We start from the raw sequence: 24,832 nt of genomic DNA, 5'->3' as shown, positions 1-24,832 counted from the left end.
ACCCGAAACGGCCGAGTACCTTGCCCCTGATCGTCAGCCTGCTGCTGCTTGCCGTCGTTCTTGGATTTGCAGTGGCGCGGCCACGGGGATGGCCGGAGGCGTTCGCTGCGGTTCCGGCGGCTGCCTTTCTGATAGCGATCGGCGCGATCTCCGTCCACCAGGCGGCCCAGGAGGTTGCCGGGCTTTCGAGGGTGGTCGCATTTCTGGGCGCGGTGCTCGTGCTGGCCAAGATGTGCGACGACGAAGGCGTTTTCGAGGCCGCCGGGGCGGCGTTGGCGCGTGTCCATGTCGGCTCACAGCGCCTGCTGCGGCAGGTGTTCGTCGTCGCCGCCACCATCACCGCGGTGCTGAGCCTGGATGCCACCGTTGTGCTGCTGACACCCGTGGTGTTGACCACGGTCCGGTGGCTGCGGGCGCCGGTGCGTCCGCACGCCTATGCGACGGCGCACCTGGCCAACGCCGCCTCACTGCTGCTTCCGGTGTCCAACCTGACCAACCTGCTGGCCTTCCACCTCGCGGACTTGTCGTTTTTCAAGTTCACATTGGTGATGGCGCTGCCGTGGCTGGCCGCGGTGGCCGCCGTCTATGTGGTCTTCCGCTGGTTTTTCCGCCGTGATCTCAATGTGGAGCCGGATTGCGGCCAGCTCGGGCCGCCGCCGCAAGTGCCGGTGTTCGCCTTGGTGGTGGTGGCGCTGACGCTAGGCGGGTTCGCGATCGCCGAGGCGGCGGGTGTGGCTCCGGCGTGGGCGGCGCTGGCCGGCGCGTCGGTGATGGCGGTGCGCAGCCTGGGCCGTCGGCACACCTCGGTCGTGGAGATCGTACGGGCGGTGAACGTGCCGTTCTTGGTGTTCGTGCTGGCGCTGGGCGTCGTGGTGCAGGCCGTCATGCGCAACGGGCTGGGTGATCGGATGGGCACGGTGTTGCCGTCCGGTTCCGGGCTGACCGCGCTGCTGGGTATCGCCGTGGTCGCCGCCGTTCTAGCGAATGTCGTCAACAATTTACCCGCGACGCTGGTGTTGCTGCCGTTAGTGGCGGGAAGCGGGCCGCCGGCGATCCTGGCGGTGCTGATCGGGGTGAACATCGGCCCCAACCTGACCTACGTGGGCTCGTTGTCGAATCTGTTGTGGCGTCGGGTATTACGCCGCTACAGCGTTCCGGCCAGCATCGGCGAATACACCAGGCTCGGCCTGTGCACGGTGCCCGCGGCGCTGGTGGCTGCGGTGCTGGCGTTGTGGGCCGGTGTACGCCTGCTCGGCATTTAGCGGCGGTATGCCGGCGGCAACGGCATGCCGAGTTCGGCCATCACGGCCCGCAACGTTGCCGGATCGTCGGTGATGATGCCGTCGGCGCCGGCGACGATCTGGGTGCGCATGGTGGCGGCATCGTTGATCGTCCACGGAATGACCTTGAGCCCCAATGCATGTGCCCGGTTGATGAGGGCGGGGTCGGCCAATGTGTAGACGGGCGACAGCATGCTGGCACCGACGAGGGTGGCGGCGACCACGGGATCGGCGACGACGGCAGGGTTGATTCCGGCCAGCCACGGCGAATCCGGTCGCCACGTCTCCTCGTTCCACAGCGCCACCACCGGAATGGACGGTTCCGCCTGACGAACCATCCGCAGTATTCGCCAGTCGAAGCTTTGTATTTCGACGCGGTCGGTCTTGCCGGCCGTTCGGGCGGCCGCCAGTATCACGTCGAGGAACTCCTGCGGACTGGCCGTGGCAGACGGCTGCTCGGGATCCACTTTGGTTTCGATGTCGTAGCGCACGTCGGCCCGATACGAGTCGGTGAGCGCGAAAATCTCCGGAAGGGTCGCGATCCGCTCGCCGCAGTCAAGCGTGCGGATTTGCGCCAAAGTGAGGTCGTGCACGAGCTTTCCCACGTACGGATATTGCGGGTCGGCGGGTTCCGCGGGCCCGACGTCGGCGCACTTTTGCAGCTGCAGGTCCTGGTCGTGCCATACCACCGGTTGACGGTCCTTGGTGATGCCGATGTCGAATTCCAAGGTGCTGACCCCGATTTCGAGTGCAGTGGCGCCACCGCGATGGGCCACCACGTCGAAGCCGGGTTGCTGCGCAGCCGCCTGGATCGGAGTGCTGAGAAGAACAACAGCCGCCAGCACAAGGACTCGCAGCCGAGAAGACATCGCCGCGTTAACGCCTGCGCTGGCGGGCGATTTCGGCGAGCACCACGCCCGCTGCCACCGACGCGTTCAGCGATTCGGCGGGCGCGGCCATCGGAATCGATACGACCGCGTCGCAGTTCTTGCGCACCAGCCGCGAAAGGCCCTTGCCTTCCGAACCGACCACCACCACAAGGGGATCGGTGCCGTCCAGGTCGTCGAGGACGGTGTCACCGTCGGCATCCAGCCCGACAAGTTGCAAACCGCGATCAGCCCAATCCTTCAGTGTCCGAGTCAGATTGGTAGCCCGGGCGATGGGAATCCGGGCTGCCGCGCCCGCGCTGGTCCGCCAGGCCACCGCCGTCACCGAGGCGGAGCGTCGCTGCGGAATCAACACCCCGTGACCGGCGAACGCCGCCACCGACCGCACAATCGCGCCCAGGTTTCGCGGATCGGAGATGTTGTCCAGCGCGACAAGCAGCGCGGGCGGGGCGTCCATGGCGGCGGCGAGCAGGTCGTCGGGGTGGGCATACTGGTAGGGCGGCACCTGTAAAGCGATCCCTTGATGCAGGCCATTGGTGGTCATCCGGTCCAGGTCGGTGCGCGGAACTTCGAGGATCGCGATCCCGGAATCGGCTGCCAGCGTTACGGATTCGGCGAGTCGCTCGTCGGCCTGTGCCCCGAGCGCGACGTAGAGCGCGGTTGCGGGAACCCCTGCGCGCAGGCATTCCAGTACTGGGTTACGGCCCAGCACCGTCTCGGCCTCGTCGCCAGTGCGTTTAGCGGGCCGGCGCGGTTGCGCCTTGAGCCGCTTGGCTGCCGGATGATGGGGCCGCATGTGCGCGGGCGGAGTAGCGCCGCGGCCTTCGAGCCCGCGGCGGCGTTGGCCGCCGGAGCCGACGGTCGGTCCCTTCTTGGTGCCAGGTTTGCGCACGGCCCCTCGCCGGCGCGAATTACCGGCCATCCGCTTGGATTCCGAGCGACCACTGCGGGCCGTCGGCGGTGTCGGTGACCTCGATACCGGCATCTTTGAGCCGATCCCGGATCTCGTCGGCGAGCTTCCAGTCGCGCTGCTCGCGCGCCCGCTCACGCCGTTGCAGCTCGGCACGCACCAGCACGTCGACGGCCGCCAGCGCGGCCGAGGTCTCGTCGTGGGACTCCCAGCGCTCGTCGAGCGGGTCGCAGCCGAGAATGCCCATCATGGTGCGGATAGCGGCCGCCTGAGCCAGCGCGCCCTCGTGGTCGCCGGTGTCGAGCGCCCGGTTGCCGTCCGCCCGCGCATGATGCACCTCCGCGAGCGCGACCGGCACCGCCAGGTCGTCGTCGAGGGCGGCGGCGAACCGCTGCGTCCACTGCCCGGGTTCAACGGCGCCCACCCGGTTGCGCACCCGATGCAGAAAGTCCTCGATCCCGACGTACGCGTTGACCGCGTCCTGCAACGCGGCCTCGGAGAACTCCAGCATCGAGCGGTAATGCGCGCTGCCCAGGTAGTAACGCAACTCGGCGGGACGGACCCGCTGCAACATCGCCGGAATCGACAACACGTTGCCCAGCGACTTGCTCATCTTCTCGCCGCCCATGGTGACCCAGCCGTTGTGCAACCAGTACCGGGCGAACTTGTCGCCGGCCGCGTGGCTTTGAGCAATCTCGTTCTCGTGATGCGGGAATACCAAATCCATTCCGCCGCAATGGATGTCGAACTCAGCACCCAGATACTCGCGAGCCATTGCCACGCATTCGGTGTGCCAGCCGGGACGCCCGCGCCCCCATGGCGTGGGCCATGACGGCTCCCCGGGTTTCGCGCCCTTCCACAGCGTGAAGTCCCGCTGATCACGCTTGCCGGTAGCGACGCCCTCACCTTGATGCACGTCGTCGATCTTGTGCCCGGAGAGCTGGCCGTACTCGGGGAAACTCAGCACGTCGAAGTAGACGTCGCCGCAACCGGTATAGGCGTTGCCGGATTCGATCAACCGCTCGATCAGCTCGACCATCTGGGTGATGTGACCGGTGGCCCGCGGCTCGGCCGACGGCGGCAAGACGCCGAGCGCGTCGTAAGCGGCGGTGAACGCACGCTCGTAGGTGGCCGCCCATTCCCACCACGGCCGGCCCGCGGCGGCGGCCTTGTTGAGGATTTTGTCGTCGATGTCGGTGACGTTGCGGATGAACGCGACGTCGCAGCCCCGCGCCATCAGCCAACGACGCAGGATGTCGAAGGCCACCCCGCTGCGCACATGACCGATGTGCGGCAAACCTTGCACGGTGGCGCCGCACAAGTAAATGGAGACATGCCCGGGCCGCAGCGGAACGAAATCACGCACGGCACCGGTTGCCGTGTCGTGTAGCCGCAGCTTGGCGCGATCGGTCACGACGTGCCAGCTTACCGGGGCTCTAGCTGGAAGTTCGCACCACCAGCGCCGTGGCGATGGCGGCGCGGCCTTCGCCGCGCCCGGTCAGGCCCAACCCGTCGGACGTGGTGGCCGACACCGATACCGGCGCCCCGAGTAAGCCGGAAAGCAATTCCTGCGCCTCGGCACGGCGCGGGCCGATCTTAGGGCCGTTGGCGATGACTTGCACCGCCGCATTTCCGACGTGATAGCCCTGGCCTGCGACCAGGTCTGTGACGTGGCGCAGCATGTCGGCCCCGCTCACGCCGCGCCAGCGGGGGTCGTCGACGCCGAACACGTCGCCGATATCGCCCAGCCCAGTCGCCGACAGCAACGCGTCGCACAGCGCATGCACGGCCACGTCGCCATCGGAGTGCCCGGCGCACCCGTCGACGTCGGGGAACAGCAGGCCCAGCAGCCAGCAGGGCCTACCGCGTTCTATTGCATGCACATCGGTGCCCAGGCCGATCCGGTTGGTCATGCCCGGCTCACGATCGCTTCCGCCAACAACAGGTCCAAGCGAGTGGTGATCTTGAACGCCAGCGGGTCGCCGTCGACCACCTGCACCTGGCCGCCGATGTTCTCGACCATGGACGCGTCGTCGGTGAAATCGGCACCACCGAGCTGACCCGCCCGCTGGTAGGCGCGCAGCAGTAGTTCGGTCGCGAAGCCCTGCGGGGTCTGCACCGCTCGCAGGCCGACCCGCTCGGGGGTACCCAGGACCACGCCGTTGGCGTCGACGGCCTTGATGGTGTCGGACACCGGGAGTACGGGCACGACGGCAGAATGCCCGGCCCGTAGCGCCCCGACCACCCGCACGACCAGCTCGGGCGGCGTCAGCGCCCGTGCCGCGTCATGCACCAGCACGAAATCGGGGTGTCCGGCCGCCATCAAGGCGTTCCCAACCGACTCGCTGCGGGTAGCCCCGCCGGCCACGACGGTCGCGTCATGCCCGAGGATCAGCTTCGCCTGGTCGGTGCGGTCGGTCGGCACCGCCACCACGACGCGGTCGACGACACCGGACTGCAGCAGGCCGCTGACGGCGCGTTCGACCAGCGTGCGGCCATCGAGATGAAAAAACGCCTTGGGAACGCCGGCGGCCAATCGCTCCCCCGAGCCAGCGGCCGGGACTACCGCGACCGTGCTAGTCACCCCGGCCCCCGTGCCTCAGGGATTCAGGATGCGGCGGCCAGAACCTCGTCGAGAATGGTCTCCGCCTTGGCGTCGTCGGTGCTTTCGGCCAGCGCCAGCTCCCCGACCAGAATCTGCCGGGCCTTGGCCAGCATCCGCTTCTCTCCGGCGGACAGGCCACGCTCCTGGTCACGGCGCCACAAGTCACGCACTACCTCGGCGACCTTGTTGACGTCACCGGAGGCGAGTTTTTCGAGGTTGGCCTTGTAGCGGCGGGACCAGTTGGTGGGCTCTTCGGTGTGCGGCGCCCGCAACACCTGGAACACCTTGTCGAGACCTTCCTGGCCGACGACATCGCGTACGCCCACGTACTCGGCGTTCTCGACGGGCACCCGTACCGTCAGGTCTCCCTGCGCCACCTTCAAGACGAGATATTCCTTTTGTTCCCCTTTGATGGTCCGGGTTTCGATCGCCTCGATCAACGCAGCACCGTGGTGTGGATAGACAACGGTGTCTCCGACCTTAAAAATCATCTGTTTAGAGCCCCTTTCGTTTCTCCATGCTAACACGGCGCCCCGACACGTGCGAGGCAACGGTGCAGGTCAGGGGCACCGCACGTGAAGAATGGGGGTTGACAGAGTGGCGAAATCGTGCTTGGCAGCGATCTTTTGGGAACCCGGCGCAGGGCACTCGAAGATCCTACTGCGCCGCGCTGAGCCCCTCTCCTGCGGCCTCAGCTACCGCCCGCGGGGCCGACCTACTACTGTGCATAGTCGAACCGCGCGCGCCGAGCAGGAGGCTGTGAGTGAATCGCTTCGAGAACCGCCACTCGATCCGGCTCTCGACGGCGGTCGCCGCGCTGGCGGCGGGTGGCTTGGTCGGCGCGCTCGCTCTCACCGGGTGCGGTACCGGTCAGATCTCGCAGACCGCCATCCAGGCGTCGGCCGTCGACGGCAGCTCGACGACGATCAAGAACGTGGCACTGCGCAACGTCCACATTCAGGCCACGCAGACCGGTGACTTCCTGCGGCCGGGCAAGCCCGTGGAGCTGGTGCTGGTGGCCGCCAACCTGTCGCCTGACGTCCCCGACAGACTGGTCGGCATCACGAGCGACATCGGCACGGTGACGGTGACCGGCGATTCCCGGTTGCCCGCCGGTGGCACGCTGTTCGTCGGGACTCCGCACGGTCAGGACAAAAAGGCTCTGGAGGCCGTCGAGGCCGCCGCAAACGCCAAGGCCACAGTGGCGCTGACGAAGCCGATCAGCAACGGCCTGAATTACAACTTCACCTTCGATTTCGAGAAGGCCGGCCGCGCCAGCCTGGCGGTGCCGATTTCTGCGGGGCTGGCCCCGCGGCAGACGGAGGCGCCGGCCCCCGTCGAACATTCCTGAGATCTGTCGTACCCGGCGGATACCGTCGCCGGGTGACCAAAGCACGTTCGCAGTACCGCTGCTCGGAGTGCCGCCATGTCACCGCCAAGTGGGTGGGACGCTGCCTGGAGTGCGGCAGCTGGGGCAGCGTCGACGAGGTTGCGCTTCGCGGCAAGGCTCGGCTCTCGGTGGTCGCGTCGCCGGCTGCGGTGCCGATCAGTTCCATTGAGCCGCGCGGCGCCCGGCACTGCCCGACCGGAGTCGCAGAACTCGACCGCGTGCTGGGCGGCGGGGTGTTGCCCGGCTCGGTGACCCTGCTGGCCGGCGATCCGGGAGTGGGCAAGTCCACGCTGCTGCTCAAGGTCGCCCACGAATGGGCGCAGTCCGGCCGGCGCGCGCTGTATGTGTCCGGCGAGGAGTCGCGGGGCCAGATCCGGATGCGCGCCGACCGCACCGGCTGCAGCCATCACGAGCTGTACCTGGCCGCCGAGGCCGACCTGCACGCCGTGCTCAACCACATCGACGTGGTGCAGCCCACGCTGGTCGTCGTGGACTCGGTGCAGACCATGTCGACCACCGAGGCCGACGGCACCGCCGGCGGAGTCACCCAGGTGCGCGCAGTCACCACCGCGCTCACCGCCGCGGCGAAGGCCAGCGGCGTGGCACTGATCCTCGTCGGGCATGTCACCAAGGACGGCACCATCGCCGGGCCCCGTTCGCTGGAACACCTTGTCGACGTGGTGCTGCATTTCGAAGGCGACCACAACTCGCTGCTGCGCATGGTCCGTGGTGTGAAGAACCGTTTCGGAGCGGCCGACGAGGTCGGCTGTTTTCTCTTGCAGGACAACGGAATCGAAGGTGTGACCGACCCGTCTGGGCTCTTCCTCGACCAGCGGGCCGACCCGGTTCCGGGCACCGCCATCACGGTGAGCCTCGACGGCAAGCGGCCGCTGGTCGGCGAAGTCCAGGCACTGCTGGCAACACCATCGGGCGGCTCACCACGACGGGCCGTCAGCGGCATTGACCATGCCCGCGCGGCGATGATCGCTGCGGTACTGGAAAAACACGCCGGCCTGAAGGTCGCGGCCAACGACGTGTACTTGTCCACCGTCGGAGGCATGCGGTTGACCGATCCATCCTCGGACCTGGCGGTGGCCATCGCGTTGACATCCGCGTACGTCAACCTGCCGCTGCCGGCCACCGCGGTGATGATCGGCGAAGTCGGTTTGGCCGGCGATCTGCGCAGGGTCAGTGGGATGGACCGCCGACTGGCCGAAGCAGCCCGGCAAGGGTTCACCACCGCGCTGATCCCGCCGGGCTGCGGGGCGCTGCCGGTGGGGTTGCATGCGCTCGAGGCGCCCACCATCGTCACGGCGCTCGAGCACATGCTGGACATCGCCGAGCACCGCAGCAACACATCTTTCGTGGTAAACGCACTGGAGGTGGCGCCCCACAGGCACAATGACTAGCGATGGCAGCGGGCAAAGCAGCGACCAACGGAGCAGCTCCGGCGCCGCGTCCCACCTTGCGTGAGGCCGTGGCGCGGCTGGCGCCGGGCACTGCGCTGCGCGACGGCCTGGAGCGCATTCTGCGCGGCCGGACAGGTGCGCTGATCGTGCTCGGTCACGACGACAGTGTGGAAGCCATCTGCGACGGCGGCTTCTCCCTGGATGTCCGGTATGCCCCGACGAGGCTGCGCGAGCTGTCGAAGATGGACGGCGCCGTGGTGCTGTCCACCGACGGCAGCCGGATCCTGCGGGCCAACGTGCAGCTGGTGCCCGACCCGTCGATACCCACCGACGAGTCCGGGACCCGGCACCGCTCGGCCGAGCGGGCCGCTATCCAGACCGGCTATCCGGTGATCTCGGTCAGCCATTCGATGAACATCGTGACCGTCTACGTCGCGGGGGAACGCCACGTGCTGGCCGACTCGGCCACCATCCTGTCGCGGGCCAACCAGGCCATCGCGACGCTCGAACGCTACAAAATCCGGCTCGACGAGGTCAGCCGGCAACTCTCGGCCGCCGAGATCGAGGATTTCGTCACGCTGCGTGACGTGATGACAGTGGTGCAGCGACTCGAGCTGGTCCGCCGGATCGGTCTGGTGATCGACTACGAAGTCGTCGAACTGGGCACCGATGGACGACAGTTGCGGCTGCAGCTCGAGGAGCTGCTCGGCGGCAATGACACAGCGCGGGAGTTGATCGTGCGCGACTACCACGCCAACCCCGAGCCGCTGTCCAAGGCCGAGGTTGCGGCCACGCTCGACGAGCTGGATGCGCTATCCGACACCGAGCTCCTCGACTTCACCGCTCTGGCAAAGGTTTTCGGATACCCGTCGACGGCAGAAGCCCAGGATTCGGCGATGAGTCCGCGCGGCTATCGGGCGATGTCCGGTATCCCGCGGTTGCAGTTCGCCCACGTCGATCGGCTGGTGCGGGAGTTCGGCTCGCTGCAGGGCCTGCTGGCGGCCAGCGCCGGCGACCTGGAGGCGGTCGAAGGGATCGGCGCCATATGGGCCAGGCAGGTGCGGGAGGGCCTGTCGCACCTGGCCGAGTCGACGATCAGTTAGCCGCCGGGTGCCGGCGGACCGGGCGGCGGGCCGGTTTGTGCGGGGCCCGGCGCTCCAGGCTGGGGTGCGCCCGGCGCCGGCGGGGCGCCCGGCGGCGGGGATGGCGCCAGGATGAATGGGACTGCTGCGGATCGCAGGTTGCCGAGCTGCACGACGAGGTTGTAGGTGCCGGGTCCGATCGGTTGGCGCGGCAGCGGACAGTGCGGCGCCGACCCCATGCCGGTCCAGGTCACCGCGGTTGTCACCTGCTCGCCGGGCGCGAACGTCTTGACCAGGGTTTCGTTGGAGGGCGCGCAGTCCAGGTTGGACCACAGCCGCTTGTTGTCCAGCGAGTAGACGTAGGCGGCCAGCACCGCGGCCCCGACGTCACGCTTGCAGGCGACCAACCCGATGTTGGTTACGACCATGGTGAATTTCGGCTGGTCACCGATGACGTACTGCGGCGCGTTGGTCAGCCCCTTCACCGCCAACGTGGAGTCGGGGCAGTCGTCGCCTTCCTTGAGCACCGGCGGTGGCTGTACCGCGGCCGTCGCGGTCTCTGTCGGGGCCTGATTCTGCGCGCTCGGCGGCGTAACCGGCTTCTCGACCTGCGGCTGCACAATGGGTGACTTCGCGGGCGGCGCGCCGGGCTTGTTGGTGGCGGCGGGGTTGGCGGTGTTGGCACCGGCGCTGCCGCTCAACACAGCCACGATGATCGCGACCACAATTCCGATCACGAGTACCGCAATGCCCAGTGCTAACCCCCTGCGTCGCCAGTAAATCTCCGGCGGCAACGGGCCATGCGGTTCCAGATCCAGCACGTTCACACCGTAAGCCCAGGTCACCGCAAGGCGTCCGACCATTCTCGGCGTGTCGCGAGGCTGGTCCGGCGGACGGTGACCCGCTCCACGACCATGCGAGGCCACCAGAACCAGCGTCCCAGCAGCGCCACCAGCGACGGCGTCAAGAAAGTGCGGACGATCAGGGTGTCCAGCAGCAGTCCGATCCCAACCGTCAGACCGGTCTGCGCGACGGGCTGCACGGTGCTCGCCATCAGGGCGAACATCGTTATCCCGAAGACAATCCCGGCCGTGGTCACCACCCCACCCGTGCCGGCGAAGGCACGCACGATGCCGATCCCGATGCCCGCGCGGGCCTCTTCCCGAATCCGCATCGCCAGCAACAGGTTGTAGTCGGCGCCGACGGCCACCAGCGCGATGAACGAGATCGGTGCGACGGCCCAGTGCATTTCCTGGCCGAGCAGGTGTCCGCACACCAAGCCGCTGACGGCCACCGCCGAGGCGTAGGAGACGATCACGGTGCCCATCACCACCGCGGCCGCCACCGGGCTGCGCAGCATCACCGCGACGATCAGGAAGATCAGCGCCAGGGTCGCTGCCACAAGCAACTTGAAGTCGTGCGCGACGAAGACCTCCAGATCGCTGGTCACCGGCCCGACCCCGGCCAGATCAACCCCGGTGGGGGTCAGCGTGCCCTCCTTCGTCGCTTCGGCCACCGCGGTCCGGACCTGTTCGGTACGCCGAGCGCCGTCGGCGCCCCACTCCTGCCGGTCGCCGAACACCAGCAGGTAGGTCGCCCGCCCGTCGGCAGACATCAAGTCTTTCAGCGCTTCGACGTACCTCGGGTCCGACAACGCGCGCGAGGGCAGGTAGAAGCCGCCGCCACCACTGCCGCGGAAACTGGTGTCGAGTTCGGACAGGTAGTCGGTGAGTTGGCGCACTTGCGGACCCAGCGCGCTCACGCTGTTTCGCAGCTCGCCGGTCGCCGCACGCGCCTGACCGAGCACGTCGCGCATCGACTGCAGAGTCTGCGGCAACCCTGCCAAGCCTGTCGTCGCAGCGCCCGACCCTGACGTCAGTTTGACTGCGCCGCTGGATAATTCGCCAGAGCTGCGGACGACACTGTCGACGGGTTCCACAACCCGCTGCACGGCCGAGCAGATCGGGTTCGCCGGGCAGTCCCCAGTGTCCTTGACGAAGCGCCGCAGCGGGTCCAGGTACGTCGACACAGTGGTAACACTGGTCTGCAGACCGTCCATGCCGGCACGCATATCGTCAGCGCCCGAGCCGATTTCGCGTAGACCGGCCGCACTGCCGGCCAATCCGCGGCTCATCTGGTCCAGCGTCGCCCCCATCCGCGACAACATGGCATCCAGGTCGCCCACCCGCGCAACCCGCTCGATCAGTGAATCGATACCGGCGCCCAACTGCTTGCCAAGCAGTCCCGCCTGGTGGCTCAGGGTTGCCTCCTCGGGCACAGTGCCAGACGGTCGGCTGGCCGACTGCACCATCCGCACACCCGGTATCGCCATGATCTGGCTGGTGATTCGCTCGATGGCAATCAAACCCTCCGGGTTGCGCAGATCGTGGTCAGCGCCGACGGTCACCACATCGGGAAACAGCTGGTTCGCCGGAAAGTGCCGGTCCATCGCCTGATAACCGCGACTGGAATCGGTGCCCGCGGGAGTGGCCGCCGGTTCGTCCCAGCCCGGCCGCAGGCCGGCCAGCGGCAACGCCAGGACGAGGACGAGTAGGCCGCTGGCCACCAGAACCGGGCCGGGCCAGCGCGCGACGATCACCCCGATACGCCGCCAGCGGCGCGCGACAATCGATCCCCCGGGTTCCAGCAAGCCACGCCGCCCGGCCAAACCGATCAACGCCGGAGTCAGCGTAAGAGCCGCCAGCATGCCGGTCAAAATGCCTATCGCACACGGCATTCCGACGCTTCGGAACATACCGACCTTGGCCAGGTTGAGGCAGGCAAGCGCCACCGCCATGGTCAGCGCGGAACCCACGATGACCGGTGCGACCCCGCGGTACGCCCGCTGCAGCGCGGCCGCCGAGTCGATTCCGCTTCGGCGGCCCTCGTGGTAGCGACCGATCAAGAAGATCGCGTAATCGGTTCCCGCGCCGAGCAGCATTGCCGCGATCAGCGCCACCGAAAACAACGACACTTCGACGAGGCCGTGCACCCCCAACAAGGCCACGATCGGCCGGGCGACGGCCAGCGCCAGGCCAACCGAGATCAGCGGAATGGCCGCGGCGACCGGCGAGCGGTAGACGATCAGCAACAACACCAGGATCACCGCGATCGTCGCCGCGGTGATCAACAGCATCTGCCGGTCGATCGCGGCGAACTCGTCGGAGATGGTGGCACCCGGCCCGGTGACGTAGACATGCAACCCCGCCGGTGGCGCCAGCCGGGCGGCTGTCCGGCGGACGGCGGCGACCGAGTCGGCGGCTGCCGAGGTACCCAGCATCCCCGACAGCCGCAGCATCACGTTGACCGCATGGCCGTCACGGCTCTTTGCGGCGGATTCGGTGAGCGGCATCGCCCACAGGTCGGTGATCGCGTTGACGTGCGTGTTGTCGGCCCGCAACGCGGACACCAGCGCGTCGTAATAACGGCGGTCGGCGGGCTTTAGCGGTTGATCACGTTCCAGCACAACATAATTGATGTTGTTGCTTGGTGCGATGCCGAACAACTCGGCCGACCGCGTGGACGCGGTCGAGCTTGCCGCGGTCATCGGCATGAAGGACCGGGAGTGCGAGGCGACCACCCGCTCCAGTTGCGGCACCAGCACATTGGCCAGCCCAGCCACGACGACCCACCCGATCACGATCGTTGCGGCGTGACGGCTGATGAACCGGGCGGCGGGAATGAGTACGTCAGGCAACTGTCTGCTCGTCGCGCTGGGCCCGCATGCGGACCGAACGGGCTCGCGACGGGCTGATCAGCAGTGCGCTGAGGAATAGCCCTCCGGCCACCGCCAAAGGGATGCTCCAGGCACGACGCACCGCTATGGCAGTGTCGCATCGATCGGCGAAATGGGTTCCGGCCGAGTCCGCGAGCATGGCCTGGCTGAAAGCGCTGCCGAGCCCACTGCCGCAATTGATTTGGAAGCCCCACTGGTCGAAGTCGCCGAGAAAGACGGGGTACCGCAGTGCGAACAGACCACCGATCAGCAGCAAGAGCCCGACGGCGAGCATCAGCAGGCGTGGATTGGACATTTTCGCCACTGCGGTCGTTATCGGCGTCGCGGCGCTTCTGGTTACCCGAAAACTCGGATCTATTGCTCGTTCCGTCGCAGCGGGTTCCAGAAAACCCAAGCGCGCTGGATAGTGTCGCGGCGCGCGGAGATCAAGCGGCGAAATCCTGAGAGTTGGCCGTGCGGCGGCTTGGCTTCCACCGCTGTCCTCTTCGGCGATGGCTTCCGGCGCCGGCGGTATCCGAATGTCGACGAGCGGTACAAGCGGTTCGGAAACCACTTCATTCTCGTATGTCTTGGTTCGTGTGACTGGTATGACCGCCATTTGGGTGCCTCCTCGATCAGTCGATCTCGCAGCAATGGCCGTTTGCATCAAGGTTTTCGGCGGCGCGATCGATTACCTCGGCCATCAAGGTCCGCTTGTGCAGGTGCGTCCACGGCATGTCAACGACGCTAAGGACATTCCACGCGTGCGTCGTCGTGCCGCGGTTCCCTTTTCGATGTCCTACTACGGTCGCAGTCGTGGTCCGCCCACGGCAGGATGTGCACCGTGTCGAACCCTTCTAGGATGGGTCGATGATGCACGTGGTCGACTATGTGCGCGCTCGGATCAGCGAGCGCAGTGAGCTGATACCGCCGGGGTTTTCCTGGTCCTTCGGCATCGCGACCGACTCTGTCACCGTGTTCGTCTTGATCGGTTCGACGCTGCAGCGGCCCGAATCCGACTTGGCGGCATGCGGGATCGCGGCACTGGTTGGGATTTCGCCGTTGCTGTTGGTCTTCGTGTCGGGAGTCAAATACAGCCCGGGCTTGGTCTGGGTGACCTCGTTCACGGCCGCCGTCATCCTGCTGTTCGCCACGTCGACACCCGTCACGAGCGATTTCTCTCCGCTGCTTTTGGTGATGATGGTGGGATGCGTTGCGGCCCTGGCCGGCGTGGTGTGGGCGTCGCTTGCCTTCGGTTCGGCGGTGGCGCTGTTGGCAACGGCGTCGGCGGCGCACCGCATGGACGGGCTGGCCCTGTATCTGAGCGTCGTCGCGGTGGGCTGGCTGATCGGATACCTGATGCGGACACAGGCACAGTTGATCGTCAGGCAACAGGAGATGCAGACGCACCTGGCCGAACACGCGGCGGCCGACGAGCGGCGCCGAATCGCCCGTGAGGTGCACGACGTCATCGCGCATTCGCTTTCCGTCACCTTGTTGCATGTGACCGGGGCGCGGCACGCGTTACAAGAAGACGGCGATGTCGACGATGCGGTCAACGCGCTGACCGACGCCGAGCGGCTGGGCCGCCAGGCTATGACCGACATCCGGCGAACTGTCGGGCTGCTGGAGGTCGGTCCGGCGAAAATCGCTCCAGAACCCGCCATCGCCGATATCAGCGACCTGATCGACGACTTCGTCCAGGCGGGGCTGCCGGTCACACTCCACACGGAAGGCCGACACGACCAGGTATCGGCGGCGGTCGGGCTGGCCCTATACCGCATCACCCAGGAATCGCTGGCCAATATCGCCAAACACGCTCCTGCCTCCAAAGCAACTGTGAGACTGGCGATTTCGCCGTCCGCGGCGCTTTTGTCCATCGTCAACGAAACGCCGGTCGCAGTCGGCGCGGTGTCACGGGATGGCAGGGGGCTGGCGGGCATGCGTCAACGGGTCGAGCTGCTCGGCGGCGCGATCGACGCCGGCCCATGCAGCGAAGGGTGGTCGGTGCGGGCCGAAATTCCGCTCACCGATTCGAGTCCGCCGTCGCGGCGGTGTGCACACTGACATGGGCATCCCTGATATCAGCGTGCTGCTGGTCGACGACCAGGACCTGGTCCGATCCGGACTGCGCCGGATTCTTCGCCGCAAAGACGGATTCACTGTCGTCGCGGAATGCGCTGACGGCGACGAGGTTCCGGCCGCGGTGGCCGAACACCATCCTGATGTGGTGGTAATGGATCTGCGGATGAAACGGGTCGACGGCATCGAAGCCACTCGCAAGCTTGCTGCTGCAGGCTCGCCGCCGGTGCTGGCGCTGACCACATTCGACGATGACGAGTTGCTGTCCAGCGTGCTGCGCGCCGGCGCGTCTGGATTCGTGCTCAAGGACTCATCTGCCGAGGAGCTGATCCGCGCGGTGCGGGCGGTTGCCCAGGGCGACAGCTACCTCGACCCCGCGGTCACCGCACGGGTGCTGAGCACCTACCGCCGGGCGGCCGGCGAACACCGTTCCGACACCGTGGCAGAGCTGACGGCACGCGAGCGCGACGTGCTCAGGCTGATCGGGCAGGGCTGCTCGAACGCCGAAATCGCCGACGAACTCTGCATTTCCGAGCTGACGGTGAAAAGCCATGTCGGTCGCATCTTCGTCAAGCTGGACCTGCGCGACCGGGCCGCGGCGATCGTCTACGCCTACGACCACGGCGTCGTCACACCGCGATACGGAACCTAAAACTGCTCCCCGACGTCGCCGATCTGATTGCGCAACACCGCGCGACCGTCGGCGAGGTGATAGGTGACGCCCACGATCGCCAGCGACCCGGCCTCCACCCGTTCGGCGATCGCCGCCGAACGCCCTAGCAGCTGCGATCCAGTCTCGGCCACATGGCGCGCCTCGAACTCGTCGACGCGGGTCAACCCCTCGCGGCGGCCCAGCAAGATCGACGGCGTCACCCGCTCGACCACGTCACGCACATACCCTCCGGGCAGCACCCCCTCGTCGAGCGCCGCCAGCGTCGCCTTGACCGCACCGCAGCTGTCATGGCCCAGGACCACGATCAACGGCACCTCGAGCACCGTCACCCCGAACTCGATCGAGCCCAGCACGGCGGAGTCGATGACGTGCCCGGCCGTCCGGACCACGAACATGTCGCCCAGACCCTGATCGAAGATGATCTCGGCGGCCACCCTGCTGTCCCCGCAGCCGAACACCACCGCGGTGGGCTTTTGCCCCTCGGCCAGTTTCGCCCGATGTTCGATGCTCTGGCTGGGATGCTCGGGCCGGCCGGCGACGAACCGCCCGTTACCCTCTTTGAGTGCCTTCCACGCGGTTATCGGACTGGTATTGGGCATGGCGCACATTCTGCCGTACCCGGGGATGAACCTCTCACCGGCCGAACTCCTCGACTGGTACGACAGGTCGCGTCGCGACCTGCCGTGGCGCGACCCGGGCGTCACCCCGTGGCAGATCCTGGTCAGCGAATTCATGCTGCAACAGACGCCGGTGGCCCGGGTACTGCCGATCTGGCGCGAGTGGGTGCTGCGGTGGCCGACGGCCTCGGCGACGGCGGCGGCCAGCGCGGCCGATGTGCTGCGGGCATGGGGCAAGCTGGGCTATCCGCGGCGGGCCAAACGCCTGCACGAGTGCGCCACGGTGATCGCCCGCGACCATGCCGACGTCGTTCCCGACGACGTCGGCACGCTGCTGACGCTGCCCGGCGTCGGCAGCTACACCGCGCGGGCGGTGGCGTGCTTCGCCTACCGCCAGCCGGTGCCGGTGGTGGACACCAACGTTCGCCGAGTCGTGGCCAGGGCGGTGCACGGTCGCGCCGACGCCGGTGCGTCCTCGACGGTCCGCGACCATGCCGACGTTTCGGCGCTGCTGCCCAACGACGGATCAGCGCACAGGTTTTCGGCGGCGCTGATGGAGCTGGGCGCGACGGTGTGCACCGCGCGAGCGCCGCGGTGCGGGCTGTGCCCGCTTACCGCGTGTCGGTGGCGGCTGGCGGGCTATCCCCCGGCGTCAGGCCCGGCGCGCCGCCCGCAACCGTACGCCGGAACCGACCGCCAGGTGCGCGGCCGGCTGCTAGATGTACTGCGGGACAGCGATACTCCGGTCACCCGGGCGCAGTTGGACCTGGCCTGGCTGACGGATACCAGCCAGCGCGAGCGGGCACTGGATTCGCTGCTCGCCGACGGCCTGGTGACCCGGACATCTGACGGCAGGTTCGCGTTAGTGGGCGAACATCGTTAAGAACGACTCCACCGCCTCGCGGTATACCTCCGGCGCCTCGTCGTGAACCAGATGCCCCGCTTCAGGTACTCGCAAATATGTTGTCTGATAGCCCTTTTCATGCATCGCCTGCATCTGGCCAGCGGGCGTCACCGAGTTGCCTGCCTCGATGAGTAGCGCCGGCACCCGTACCGCCCTCCACTGGTCCCAGTAGGCGCGGGTGCCCCACTCGGCCGCGATCTCGATCCAGCGTGAGGTGTGACCGTGCAGCCGCCAGCCCGTCGGTGTCCGGTCGAACGCCTCCAGGAAATAGCGTCCTGCGACTGGACCGAATTCGCCGAATACCTGTTCGGCAGAATGGAATTCGACCGGCAACTGGTGTAGCCACGGCTCCCACGGGCCGGTGGTGCGACCGCGGAAGTCCGGTGCCATGTCCTCGACTACCAGTGCCGAAACGAGTTCGGGGCGTTCTGCGGCCAGACACCAGGAGTGCATCGCGCCCATGGAATGCCCGACCAGCCGCGCCGGCCTGCCCAGGGCGGTTACCGCGTCACCGAGGTCGGCCACAAACCGTTCGGTGCTGATCGGGTAGGGGTCGGCGACGTCGCGACCGCGGTGCCAGGGCGCGTCATAGGTGTAGACGCTTCCCAGCCGGGCCAGCCACGGCAGCTGCCGCGACCAGGTGCTGCCCCGACCCATCAGTCCATGCGTCAGTACCAGCGGTTCGCCGCGCCCACCGCGATGGGTCAGCAGATCGTCGGGCACGACCGGCACGGTAGCCTAGCGGCATGCCAGTGGTGAAGATCAACGCAATCGAGGTACCCGCGGACGCGGGCCCCGAATTGGAGAAGCGGTTCGCCCATCGCGCGCACGCCGTCGAGAACTCGCCGGGCTTCCTCGGCTTTCAGTTGCTCCGCCCGGTCAAGGGCGAAGACCGCTACTTCGTGGTGACCCAGTGGGAGTCCGAAGAGGCCTTTCAGGCGTGGGCGACCGGGCCCGCGATCGAGGCCCACGCCGGCCACCGGGCCAATCCGGTGGCAACAGGGGCGTCGCTGCTGGAATTCGAGGTTGTGTTGGACGTTGCCGGAACCGGCCAGAAGGCGTAATCCGCGCCGGGTCGGGCACCGCGTCGCCGCGCTGACGGCCGCCGCCACGCTGGTCGCCACCCTGGCTCCCGGTTGCGCCCCGCCGCCGACTCCGTCCGCACACGCGGCGGACCCCGGCGTACGGATCGACATCAGAACCCCACCCGGCCTGCGAGCCCAGCAGACCGTCGACATGCTGAACTCGGACTGGCCCATCGGCCCGGTCGGCGTTCGCACCCTCGCCGCCCCCGACATGGTCGAACAGGTCGAGGCCACCATGGAAGAACTCTGGTGGGACCGGCCGTTCACGCTGAGAGGCGTCGACATCAGTGCGGGAACTGCCACGCTGCGGCTCACCTCCTCCTACGGCGCGCAGCAGTCCGTGCGGATACACACCGACGACAACACCCTGGTGGACGGGTTCGACGTCACCACGCGGACGCCGAAAATCTCCTCCTGGCGCGATCTCGACGCCACGTTGACCAAGACCGGCGCCCGCTACTCCTGGCAGGCCGCGAAGGTCAACGACGGCAAATGCGACCGGGTGGCCGGCACCAATACCGCGCAATCGCTACCGCTGGCGTCGATCTTCAAGCTGTACGTGCTCTACGCGGTGGCCGAGGCGGTAAAGGCCGGCACGCTGTCCTGGGATGATCAGCTGACGGTCACCGACAAGGGCAAGGCGGTCGGCTCCGGAATGGAACTGCCTGTCGGAGCGCATGTTTCGGTGCGCAAAGCGGCCGAAAAGATGATCGCCACCAGCGACAACATGGCCACCGACATGCTGATCGGGATTGTCGGCACCCACGCCGTGGAAAGAGCGCTGGCCGACGCGGGCCATCACGATCCGGCCGCCATGACGCCGTTTCCGACGATGTACGAGTTGTTCTCGGTCGCCTGGGGGCGGCCGGATCTGCGCGAGCAGTGGAAGCACGCCACCACCGCGCAAGCCCGCGCCGAATTGCTCCAACACGCTGATTCCCTTGCCTACCAACCAGATCCGGAGCGCGCGCACACCCCGGCTTCGGGTTACGGCGCGGAATGGTATGGCAGCGCTGAGGACATCTGCCGGGTGCACGTGGCGCTTCAGGCCGGTGCGGTCGGCGCCGCCGCGCCGGTCAAGCAGATCTTGGCCGCCGTCCCGGGTGTCGACCTGGACCGACGTGAATGGCCCTACGTCGGCGCCAAAGCGGGCGGACTGCCCGGGGACCTGACGTTCAGCTGGTATGCGGTCGACCGGACGGGCCAGCCGTGGGTGCTCAGTTTCCAACTGAATTGGGCGCGCGACCATGGGCCGACCGTGACCGGCTGGATGCTGAAGATCGTCAAACAGGTGTTCGCGCTGCTGCCAGTGCAACGCTAAGGCAACCGAAGCGTCCAGGCTTGCCCTCGGAAATGCATAACTGTGCGACTGACTGGCGCAATGTCGAGGCGCCAGAACGATTTCGGTGGGGCGTCAAGTGCAAACAGGATCGCCGCCCGAATCACCGCGGGATGCGTCACTGCCACCGTCGGCAACGTGTTGGAGGTCAATGAATCCAGCCAACCGGCAACCCGGTCGATCAGGGTGACGATCGATTCGCCCCCGGGTGGCGCCTGGGCCGGATCGGTCTGCCAGCTCTGCAGCGCTTCGGACTCGACATCGCTGAGTTCCTCCCCGCACCACTGTCCGTACTCGAGGTCGGCTAAACGCGGTTCCGCCGCCGCCCGCAGACCCAGCAGCTTCGCGGTCTGCTGCGCACGCTGCTCGGGTCCGGCGAGTTGCCGGGCTGCTCGGTCGAGGTCAATGCCAATCGCCGCCGCGGCCTGCCGACGACCGACATCGTTGAGCGGTTCGTCGGCAGGAAATCGCGCGGCTGCCATGGCATCGGTCATCGCATGCGACACCAACGTCAGCCGGACGACTTCGGTCACGCCGCGATACTCGTCGCCCGTCCGCTCTCCGCTCGCTCGCCCAGCAGTCGCCCCGCGAGCGTCGCGAACACGAGGCCGATGGTCGCCCACAGCACCAGTTGAGTGCCCAGCGCAGCCAGCCTGAAGTCGTACAGATCGTCGGCGGAAAACCCGGGGAACACGATCACCCCCTGTGCGTCTCGGATCGGTTCGGGTGTCTCGTCCACCGTCGGCAGCAGGAACATCACCACGGCCACCACCAGCGTGTAGAGCCCAACCGCGATCAGCCCGGCGTTCCACGCGCCAACTCGACTCGCGAGCGCCCGGGCCAGCCACGCCGCAGCGACGGCAAGCACCACCGATGTCAGAACCATCAGCAGATACCAACCCGTGCGCTCGCCGATGGTGTCCGCGTGCCCCACGGCTGGCGGATTGGGCGGATACTTCACAAAAGGAACCAGGTATACCGCGGCGAATGATCCCACCGCGAGCAGAACCGAAAGTGCCCGCGGCCCAACCTCTCCCACACGTCCGTAGACAACACAAAACAGAACGGCGAACAGCGCGCCCATCGCTACACCGAAAATCAGCACGCCGAAACCCAAGCCCGCGTTGACCTGAACCCCTCGGGTGAACAACTCAACGCCGTGTTCATGTACGCCTTGGGCGGACGCCGCGTGGGCGCGGCCGTCCTCATAGTCGATTGCGCGCGCGATAACGGGCTCGGCAAAGACGCGGGCGAACACGAAAGCCAATATTGCGCCGGCCACCCCCGCGAGGAGACCGCGCGCGATCAGACGCTTCTCCACGCGGCGGTTCAGTGGCAGGGGAAACCGAGCAGATGCCGTGCGTCGTGCACGAATTCGTGCACGTGTGAGTCACTGCCGAACAGTGACACCGCACCCTGGTCGATACCGACAAAGTAGAGCGCCAACAACGCCAGGAAAGCTGTACCCGCCAGCCAAAGTGCCGCACGTGCTGCCGAGAGATCTAAAGACCGGACCTGGAGACCAGTTGTCTGGGGATTGGCCACAGTTGACTCCTTCTGGGATCACGCGTCCCTGCTGAGTGCTGGTGACGGGCCGCGGGTCTGACTGTGTACAGTGGCGCGACCGTTCTGGAGTCTCACCAGATTCCGCTACCCGTCTACAACACGGGTCAGTGTAGACCGTGGCCTGCCCGGCACAGGCGATTAACTGGCCACTCGGCGAGGTTAGGTGCTACTGCGCGGGGGTGTCTGGGCCGCCGGCGGCATGCGCGCCGGCTTTCGCCAGGTCCGGCTCGACCGGCTCGGCCGGCTTACGGGTACCGGTGAAGGTGAACTTCGCGTCCTCGCCGGCGCCCTCACCGTCCCAGTTGTCCACGTCGACGGTGACGATCTGGCCCGGCCCGACCTCCTCGAACAGGATCTTCTCGGAAAGCTGGTCCTCGATCTCGCGCTGGATCGTGCGCCGCAACGGACGGGCACCCAGCACCGGATCGAAGCCGCGCTTGGCGAGCAGCGACTTGGCCTTGTCGGTCAGCTCCAGCGCCATGTCCTTGCTCTTGAGCTGCTTTTCGACCCGGTTGATCATCAGCTCGACCATCCGGATGATCTCTTCGCGAGTCAGCTGGTGGAAGACGATGATGTCGTCGATGCGGTTGAGGAACTCCGGGCGGAAGTGCTTCTTCAGCTCGTCGTTGACCTTCTGCTTCATCCGCTCGTAGTCGTTGGCACCGCCACCCTGGGTGAAGCCCAGACCGACCGCCTTGGAGATGTCCGCCGTGCCGAGATTGGACGTGAAGATCAGCACGGTGTTCTTGAAGTCGACCGTGCGACCCTGCCCGTCGGTGAGCCGGCCGTCCTCGAGCACCTGCAACAGGCTGTTGTAGATCTCCTGGTGTGCTTTCTCGATTTCGTCGAACAGCACCACGGAGAACGGCTTGCGCCGCACCTTCTCGGTGAGCTGGCCACCTTCCTCGTAGCCGACGTATCCCGGCGGTGCGCCGAACAACCGCGACGCGGTGAACCGGTCGTGGAACTCGCCCATGTCGATCTGGATGAGCGCGTCGTCGTCGCCGAACAAAAACTCGGCCAGCGCCTTGGACAACTCGGTCTTACCCACCCCGGACGGGCCGGCGAAGATGAACGAACCAGACGGACGCTTGGGGTCCTTCAGCCCGGCGCGCGTACGACGGATCGCCTTGGAGACGGCCTTGACCGCGTCCTCCTGGCCGATGATGCGCTTGTGGATCTCGTCTTCCATGCGCAGCAGCCTGGTGGTCTCGGCCTCGGTGAGCTTGAACACGGGGATACCGGTCCAGTTGCCCAGCACCTCGGCGATCTGCTCGTCGTCGACTTCGGCGACCACGTCGAGATCACCAGAGCGCCATTGCTTTTCACGCTCGGCGCGCTGGGCCACCAGTTGCTTTTCACGGTCGCGGAGGCTGGCCGCCTTCTCGAAGTCCTGCGCGTCGATCGCGGACTCCTTCTCGCGGCGCGCTTCGGCGATCTTCTCGTCGAACTCGCGCAGGTCTGGCGGAGCCGTCATCCGGCGGATCCGCATCCGCGCACCCGCCTCGTCGATCAGGTCGATCGCCTTGTCCGGCAGGAACCGGTCGTTGATGTACCGGTCGGCCAGGCTGGCAGCGGCCGTGATCGCGGAGTCGGTGATGGACACCCGGTGGTGCGCCTCGTAGCGGTCCCGCAGACCCTTGAGGATCTCGATGGTGTGCTCCACCGTCGGCTCGCCGACCTGCACCGGCTGGAAGCGGCGCTCCAGCGCGGCATCCTTCTCGATGTACTTGCGGTACTCGTCGAGCGTGGTGGCGCCGATGGTTTGCAGTTCGCCGCGGGCCAGCTTGGGCTTCAGGATCGACGCGGCGTCGATTGCGCCCTCGGCGGCGCCCGCCCCGACCAGCGTGTGCAGCTCGTCGATGAACAGGATGATGTCGCCGCGGGTGTTGATCTCCTTGAGCACCTTCTTCAGGCGTTCCTCGAAGTCACCGCGATACCGTGAGCCCGCGACCAGTGAACCGAGGTCCAGCGTGTAGAGCTGCTTGTCCTTCAGCGTCTCGGGCACGTCGCCGTGCACGATGTTCTGCGCCAGGCCCTCGACGACGGCGGTCTTGCCGACGCCGGGCTCGCCGATCAGCACCGGGTTGTTTTTGGTGCGACGGCTCAACACCTGCATCACCCGCTCGATTTCCTTCTCGCGGCCGATGACCGGGTCGAGCTTGCCCTCCATTGCGGCAGCCGTCAGGTTGCGGCCGAACTGGTCGAGCACCAGCGATGTGGACGGGCTGCCGGATTCGCCGCCCCGACCACCTGTGCCGGCCTCAGCGGTCTCCTTGCCCTGGTAGCCGGACAGCAGCTGGATGACCTGCTGACGCACCCGAGTCAGCTCGGCGCCGAGCTTGACCAACACCTGGGCGGCAACGCCCTCGCCTTCACGGATCAAGCCGAGCAGGATGTGCTCGGTGCCGATGTAGTTGTGGCCGAGCTGCAGCGCCTCGCGCAGCGAAAGCTCCAGCACCTTCTTGGCGCGCGGGGTGAACGGGATGTGCCCGGACGGCGCCTGCTGGCCCTGGCCGATGATCTCCTCGACCTGGCTGCGAACGCCTTCCAGCGAGATTCCCAGCGACTCCAGTGACTTTGCCGCTACGCCTTCGCCTTCGTGGATGAGGCCCAGCAGGATGTGCTCAGTGCCGATGTAGTTGTGGTTGAGCATCCGGGCCTCTTCTTGCGCCAGGACGACGACCCTGCGGGCACGGTCGGTAAATCGCTCAAACATTGGTGGTTACCTGCTCTCCCTCACCATCGGTACAGCGGTTGGCGTCGCGTACCTGCCATCCACTGTAATGGGCGGCTGGCCGGGGTTCCTACCTCGCCGTCGCTCCCGCAACACCAAGATGCCCGGAGTTACCTGTAGCTAACCCAGCCGCAACAGAGCAACGTGGAAATACTCCGAAACGTTTCCCGCATCGAGAGGCGATCAGTTCGCCGCCAGCGAAAGCGCGTCCGGTATTAGGTCGCGGCGTGGAATGCGTCGATGACGTCGGCGGGGATGCGGCCCCGAGTCGAAACGTTGTGCCCGTTGCGACGGGCCCATTCCCGGATGGCCGCACTCTGCTCGCGGTCTATCGCGCCGCGGCCCCGGCCCGACGACCGTCCACGCCGCCGACCGCCGACCCGCCGGCCGGCTTCAACCCACTTCTTCAGGTCGCCGCGCAGTTTCGTCGCATTCTTCGCCGAAAGATCAATCTCATAGGTCACGCCGTCGAGCCCGAATTCGACCGTTTCATCGGCCGCGCCCTCGCCGTCGAAATCATCGACCAACGTGACGGTTACTTTCTTTGCCAT

25 protein-coding genes are annotated in these 24,832 nt (G+C 67.0%); 9 read left to right on the top strand and 16 right to left on the bottom strand.

Annotated features, from left to right (window positions below):
* The first annotated feature begins 20 nt into the window (after positions 1-20).
* Positions 21-1,262: an SLC13 family permease gene (locus AWC06_RS14600; protein WP_085198715.1), complete on the top strand. Its 1,242-nt coding sequence runs from the start codon at positions 21-23 to the stop codon at positions 1,260-1,262.
* Here AWC06_RS14600 and AWC06_RS14595 read toward each other — a convergent pair.
* From AWC06_RS14595 to carD, 6 genes are read right to left on the bottom strand one after another with little or no spacing between them, the layout of a single operon-like run.
* Positions 1,259-2,149, bottom strand: a complete 891-nt coding sequence (locus AWC06_RS14595; RefSeq protein ID WP_085198714.1) for a glycerophosphodiester phosphodiesterase family protein — start codon at positions 2,147-2,149, stop codon at positions 1,259-1,261. The genes AWC06_RS14600 and AWC06_RS14595 overlap by 4 nt on opposite strands.
* Before the next feature lie 7 nt (positions 2,150-2,156).
* Positions 2,157-3,089, bottom strand: coding sequence for a 23S rRNA (guanosine(2251)-2'-O)-methyltransferase RlmB (rlmB, locus tag AWC06_RS14590; RefSeq protein ID WP_085198713.1), 933 nt, complete (start codon positions 3,087-3,089; stop codon positions 2,157-2,159).
* Complete coding sequence (cysS, locus tag AWC06_RS14585; RefSeq protein WP_085198712.1) at positions 3,079-4,491, bottom strand: cysteine--tRNA ligase; 1,413 nt, start codon at positions 4,489-4,491, stop codon at positions 3,079-3,081. The genes rlmB and cysS overlap by 11 nt, the downstream gene beginning before the upstream one ends.
* A 22-nt stretch (positions 4,492-4,513) precedes the next feature.
* Positions 4,514-4,990, bottom strand: a complete 477-nt coding sequence (ispF, locus tag AWC06_RS14580) for a 2-C-methyl-D-erythritol 2,4-cyclodiphosphate synthase (protein WP_085198711.1) — start codon at positions 4,988-4,990, stop codon at positions 4,514-4,516.
* Positions 4,987-5,661: a 2-C-methyl-D-erythritol 4-phosphate cytidylyltransferase gene (gene ispD, locus AWC06_RS14575; protein ID WP_085198710.1), complete on the bottom strand. Its 675-nt coding sequence runs from the start codon at positions 5,659-5,661 to the stop codon at positions 4,987-4,989. The genes ispF and ispD overlap by 4 nt, the downstream gene beginning before the upstream one ends.
* Before the next feature lie 23 nt (positions 5,662-5,684).
* Positions 5,685-6,173, bottom strand: coding sequence for an RNA polymerase-binding transcription factor CarD (gene carD / locus AWC06_RS14570; protein ID WP_085198709.1), 489 nt, complete (start codon positions 6,171-6,173; stop codon positions 5,685-5,687).
* Between the two features lie 272 nt (positions 6,174-6,445).
* Here carD and AWC06_RS14565 point away from each other — a divergent pair, with 272 nt between their 5' ends.
* From AWC06_RS14565 to disA, 3 genes are read left to right on the top strand one after another with little or no spacing between them, the layout of a single operon-like run.
* Positions 6,446-7,033 (top strand): copper chaperone PCu(A)C domain-containing protein, encoded by a 588-nt coding sequence (locus AWC06_RS14565; RefSeq protein ID WP_085198708.1) that lies wholly within the window; start codon positions 6,446-6,448, stop codon positions 7,031-7,033.
* Between the two features lie 32 nt (positions 7,034-7,065).
* A complete protein-coding gene (gene radA, locus AWC06_RS14560; RefSeq protein ID WP_085198707.1) occupies positions 7,066-8,481 on the top strand; it encodes a DNA repair protein RadA in 1,416 nt (471 codons plus the stop codon).
* A gap of 2 nt (positions 8,482-8,483) precedes the next feature.
* On the top strand, positions 8,484-9,584 hold the full coding sequence (gene disA, locus AWC06_RS14555) for a DNA integrity scanning diadenylate cyclase DisA (protein ID WP_085198706.1): 1,101 nt from the start codon (positions 8,484-8,486) through the stop codon (positions 9,582-9,584).
* On the opposite strand, the gene AWC06_RS14550 is transcribed toward disA, so the two are convergent.
* The 3 genes from AWC06_RS14550 to AWC06_RS14540 are packed head-to-tail and all read right to left on the bottom strand — an operon-like array spanning position 9,581 to position 13,594.
* Positions 9,581-10,384 (bottom strand): hypothetical protein, encoded by an 804-nt coding sequence (locus AWC06_RS14550; RefSeq protein WP_169715358.1) that lies wholly within the window; start codon positions 10,382-10,384, stop codon positions 9,581-9,583. The two genes, disA and AWC06_RS14550, sit on opposite strands and share 4 nt — an antisense overlap.
* A gap of 20 nt (positions 10,385-10,404) precedes the next feature.
* Positions 10,405-13,260 carry an MMPL/RND family transporter gene (locus AWC06_RS14545; protein WP_085198705.1) on the bottom strand — a complete coding sequence of 952 codons (2,856 nt, stop codon included), beginning with the start codon at positions 13,258-13,260 and terminating at the stop codon, positions 10,405-10,407.
* The gene (locus tag AWC06_RS14540; RefSeq protein WP_139820070.1) at positions 13,253-13,594 is read right to left on the bottom strand and encodes a hypothetical protein; all 342 of its coding nucleotides are present in this window, start codon (positions 13,592-13,594) and stop codon (positions 13,253-13,255) included. Before AWC06_RS14540 ends, AWC06_RS14545 begins: the two co-directional genes overlap by 8 nt.
* Positions 13,595-14,148: 554 nt before the next feature.
* On the opposite strand from AWC06_RS14540, the gene AWC06_RS14535 reads away from it, so the two are divergent.
* Complete coding sequence (locus AWC06_RS14535; RefSeq protein WP_085198704.1) at positions 14,149-15,345, top strand: sensor histidine kinase; 1,197 nt, start codon at positions 14,149-14,151, stop codon at positions 15,343-15,345.
* A gap of 1 nt (position 15,346) precedes the next feature.
* On the top strand, positions 15,347-16,012 hold the full coding sequence (locus tag AWC06_RS14530) for a response regulator (protein WP_085198703.1): 666 nt from the start codon (positions 15,347-15,349) through the stop codon (positions 16,010-16,012).
* Here AWC06_RS14530 and AWC06_RS14525 read toward each other — a convergent pair.
* Positions 16,009-16,632, bottom strand: a complete 624-nt coding sequence (locus tag AWC06_RS14525) for a carbonic anhydrase (protein WP_085199015.1) — start codon at positions 16,630-16,632, stop codon at positions 16,009-16,011. The genes AWC06_RS14530 and AWC06_RS14525 overlap by 4 nt on opposite strands.
* On the opposite strand from AWC06_RS14525, the gene AWC06_RS14520 reads away from it, so the two are divergent.
* A complete protein-coding gene (locus AWC06_RS14520) occupies positions 16,631-17,533 on the top strand; it encodes an HhH-GPD family protein (RefSeq protein ID WP_085198702.1) in 903 nt (300 codons plus the stop codon). The two genes, AWC06_RS14525 and AWC06_RS14520, sit on opposite strands and share 2 nt — an antisense overlap.
* On the opposite strand, the gene AWC06_RS14515 is transcribed toward AWC06_RS14520, so the two are convergent.
* A complete protein-coding gene (locus AWC06_RS14515) occupies positions 17,513-18,277 on the bottom strand; it encodes an alpha/beta fold hydrolase (protein ID WP_085199014.1) in 765 nt (254 codons plus the stop codon). The two genes, AWC06_RS14520 and AWC06_RS14515, sit on opposite strands and share 21 nt — an antisense overlap.
* Before the next feature lie 23 nt (positions 18,278-18,300).
* On the opposite strand from AWC06_RS14515, the gene mhuD reads away from it, so the two are divergent.
* Both mhuD and AWC06_RS14505 read left to right on the top strand, forming a co-directional pair.
* Positions 18,301-18,618 carry a mycobilin-forming heme oxygenase MhuD gene (gene mhuD, locus AWC06_RS14510; protein WP_085198701.1) on the top strand — a complete coding sequence of 106 codons (318 nt, stop codon included), beginning with the start codon at positions 18,301-18,303 and terminating at the stop codon, positions 18,616-18,618.
* The gene (locus AWC06_RS14505) at positions 18,593-19,960 is read left to right on the top strand and encodes a serine hydrolase (protein ID WP_085198700.1); all 1,368 of its coding nucleotides are present in this window, start codon (positions 18,593-18,595) and stop codon (positions 19,958-19,960) included. The genes mhuD and AWC06_RS14505 overlap by 26 nt, the downstream gene beginning before the upstream one ends.
* On the opposite strand, the gene AWC06_RS14500 is transcribed toward AWC06_RS14505, so the two are convergent.
* From AWC06_RS14500 to lsr2, 5 genes are all read right to left on the bottom strand, one after another.
* Positions 19,957-20,511 carry a histidine phosphatase family protein gene (locus AWC06_RS14500; protein ID WP_085198699.1) on the bottom strand — a complete coding sequence of 185 codons (555 nt, stop codon included), beginning with the start codon at positions 20,509-20,511 and terminating at the stop codon, positions 19,957-19,959. The two genes, AWC06_RS14505 and AWC06_RS14500, sit on opposite strands and share 4 nt — an antisense overlap.
* Positions 20,508-21,299 carry a CbtA family protein gene (locus AWC06_RS14495; RefSeq protein WP_085198698.1) on the bottom strand — a complete coding sequence of 264 codons (792 nt, stop codon included), beginning with the start codon at positions 21,297-21,299 and terminating at the stop codon, positions 20,508-20,510. The genes AWC06_RS14500 and AWC06_RS14495 overlap by 4 nt, the downstream gene beginning before the upstream one ends.
* 8 nt (positions 21,300-21,307) lie before the next feature.
* Positions 21,308-21,523 carry a CbtB domain-containing protein gene (locus AWC06_RS14490; protein WP_085198697.1) on the bottom strand — a complete coding sequence of 72 codons (216 nt, stop codon included), beginning with the start codon at positions 21,521-21,523 and terminating at the stop codon, positions 21,308-21,310.
* 187 nt (positions 21,524-21,710) lie between these two features.
* Positions 21,711-24,263 carry an ATP-dependent protease ATP-binding subunit ClpC gene (clpC1, locus tag AWC06_RS14485; RefSeq protein WP_085198696.1) on the bottom strand — a complete coding sequence of 851 codons (2,553 nt, stop codon included), beginning with the start codon at positions 24,261-24,263 and terminating at the stop codon, positions 21,711-21,713.
* 233 nt (positions 24,264-24,496) lie between these two features.
* Complete coding sequence (lsr2, locus tag AWC06_RS14480) at positions 24,497-24,832, bottom strand: histone-like nucleoid-structuring protein Lsr2 (protein ID WP_085199013.1); 336 nt, start codon at positions 24,830-24,832, stop codon at positions 24,497-24,499.

This window comes from Mycobacterium fragae, assembly GCF_002102185.1.
GTDB classification, from domain to species: Bacteria; Actinomycetota; Actinomycetes; order Mycobacteriales; family Mycobacteriaceae; genus Mycobacterium; species Mycobacterium fragae.
The sequence above is the reverse complement of the archived record's forward strand: the minus strand, read 5'-3'. Positions and strand labels throughout refer to the sequence as shown.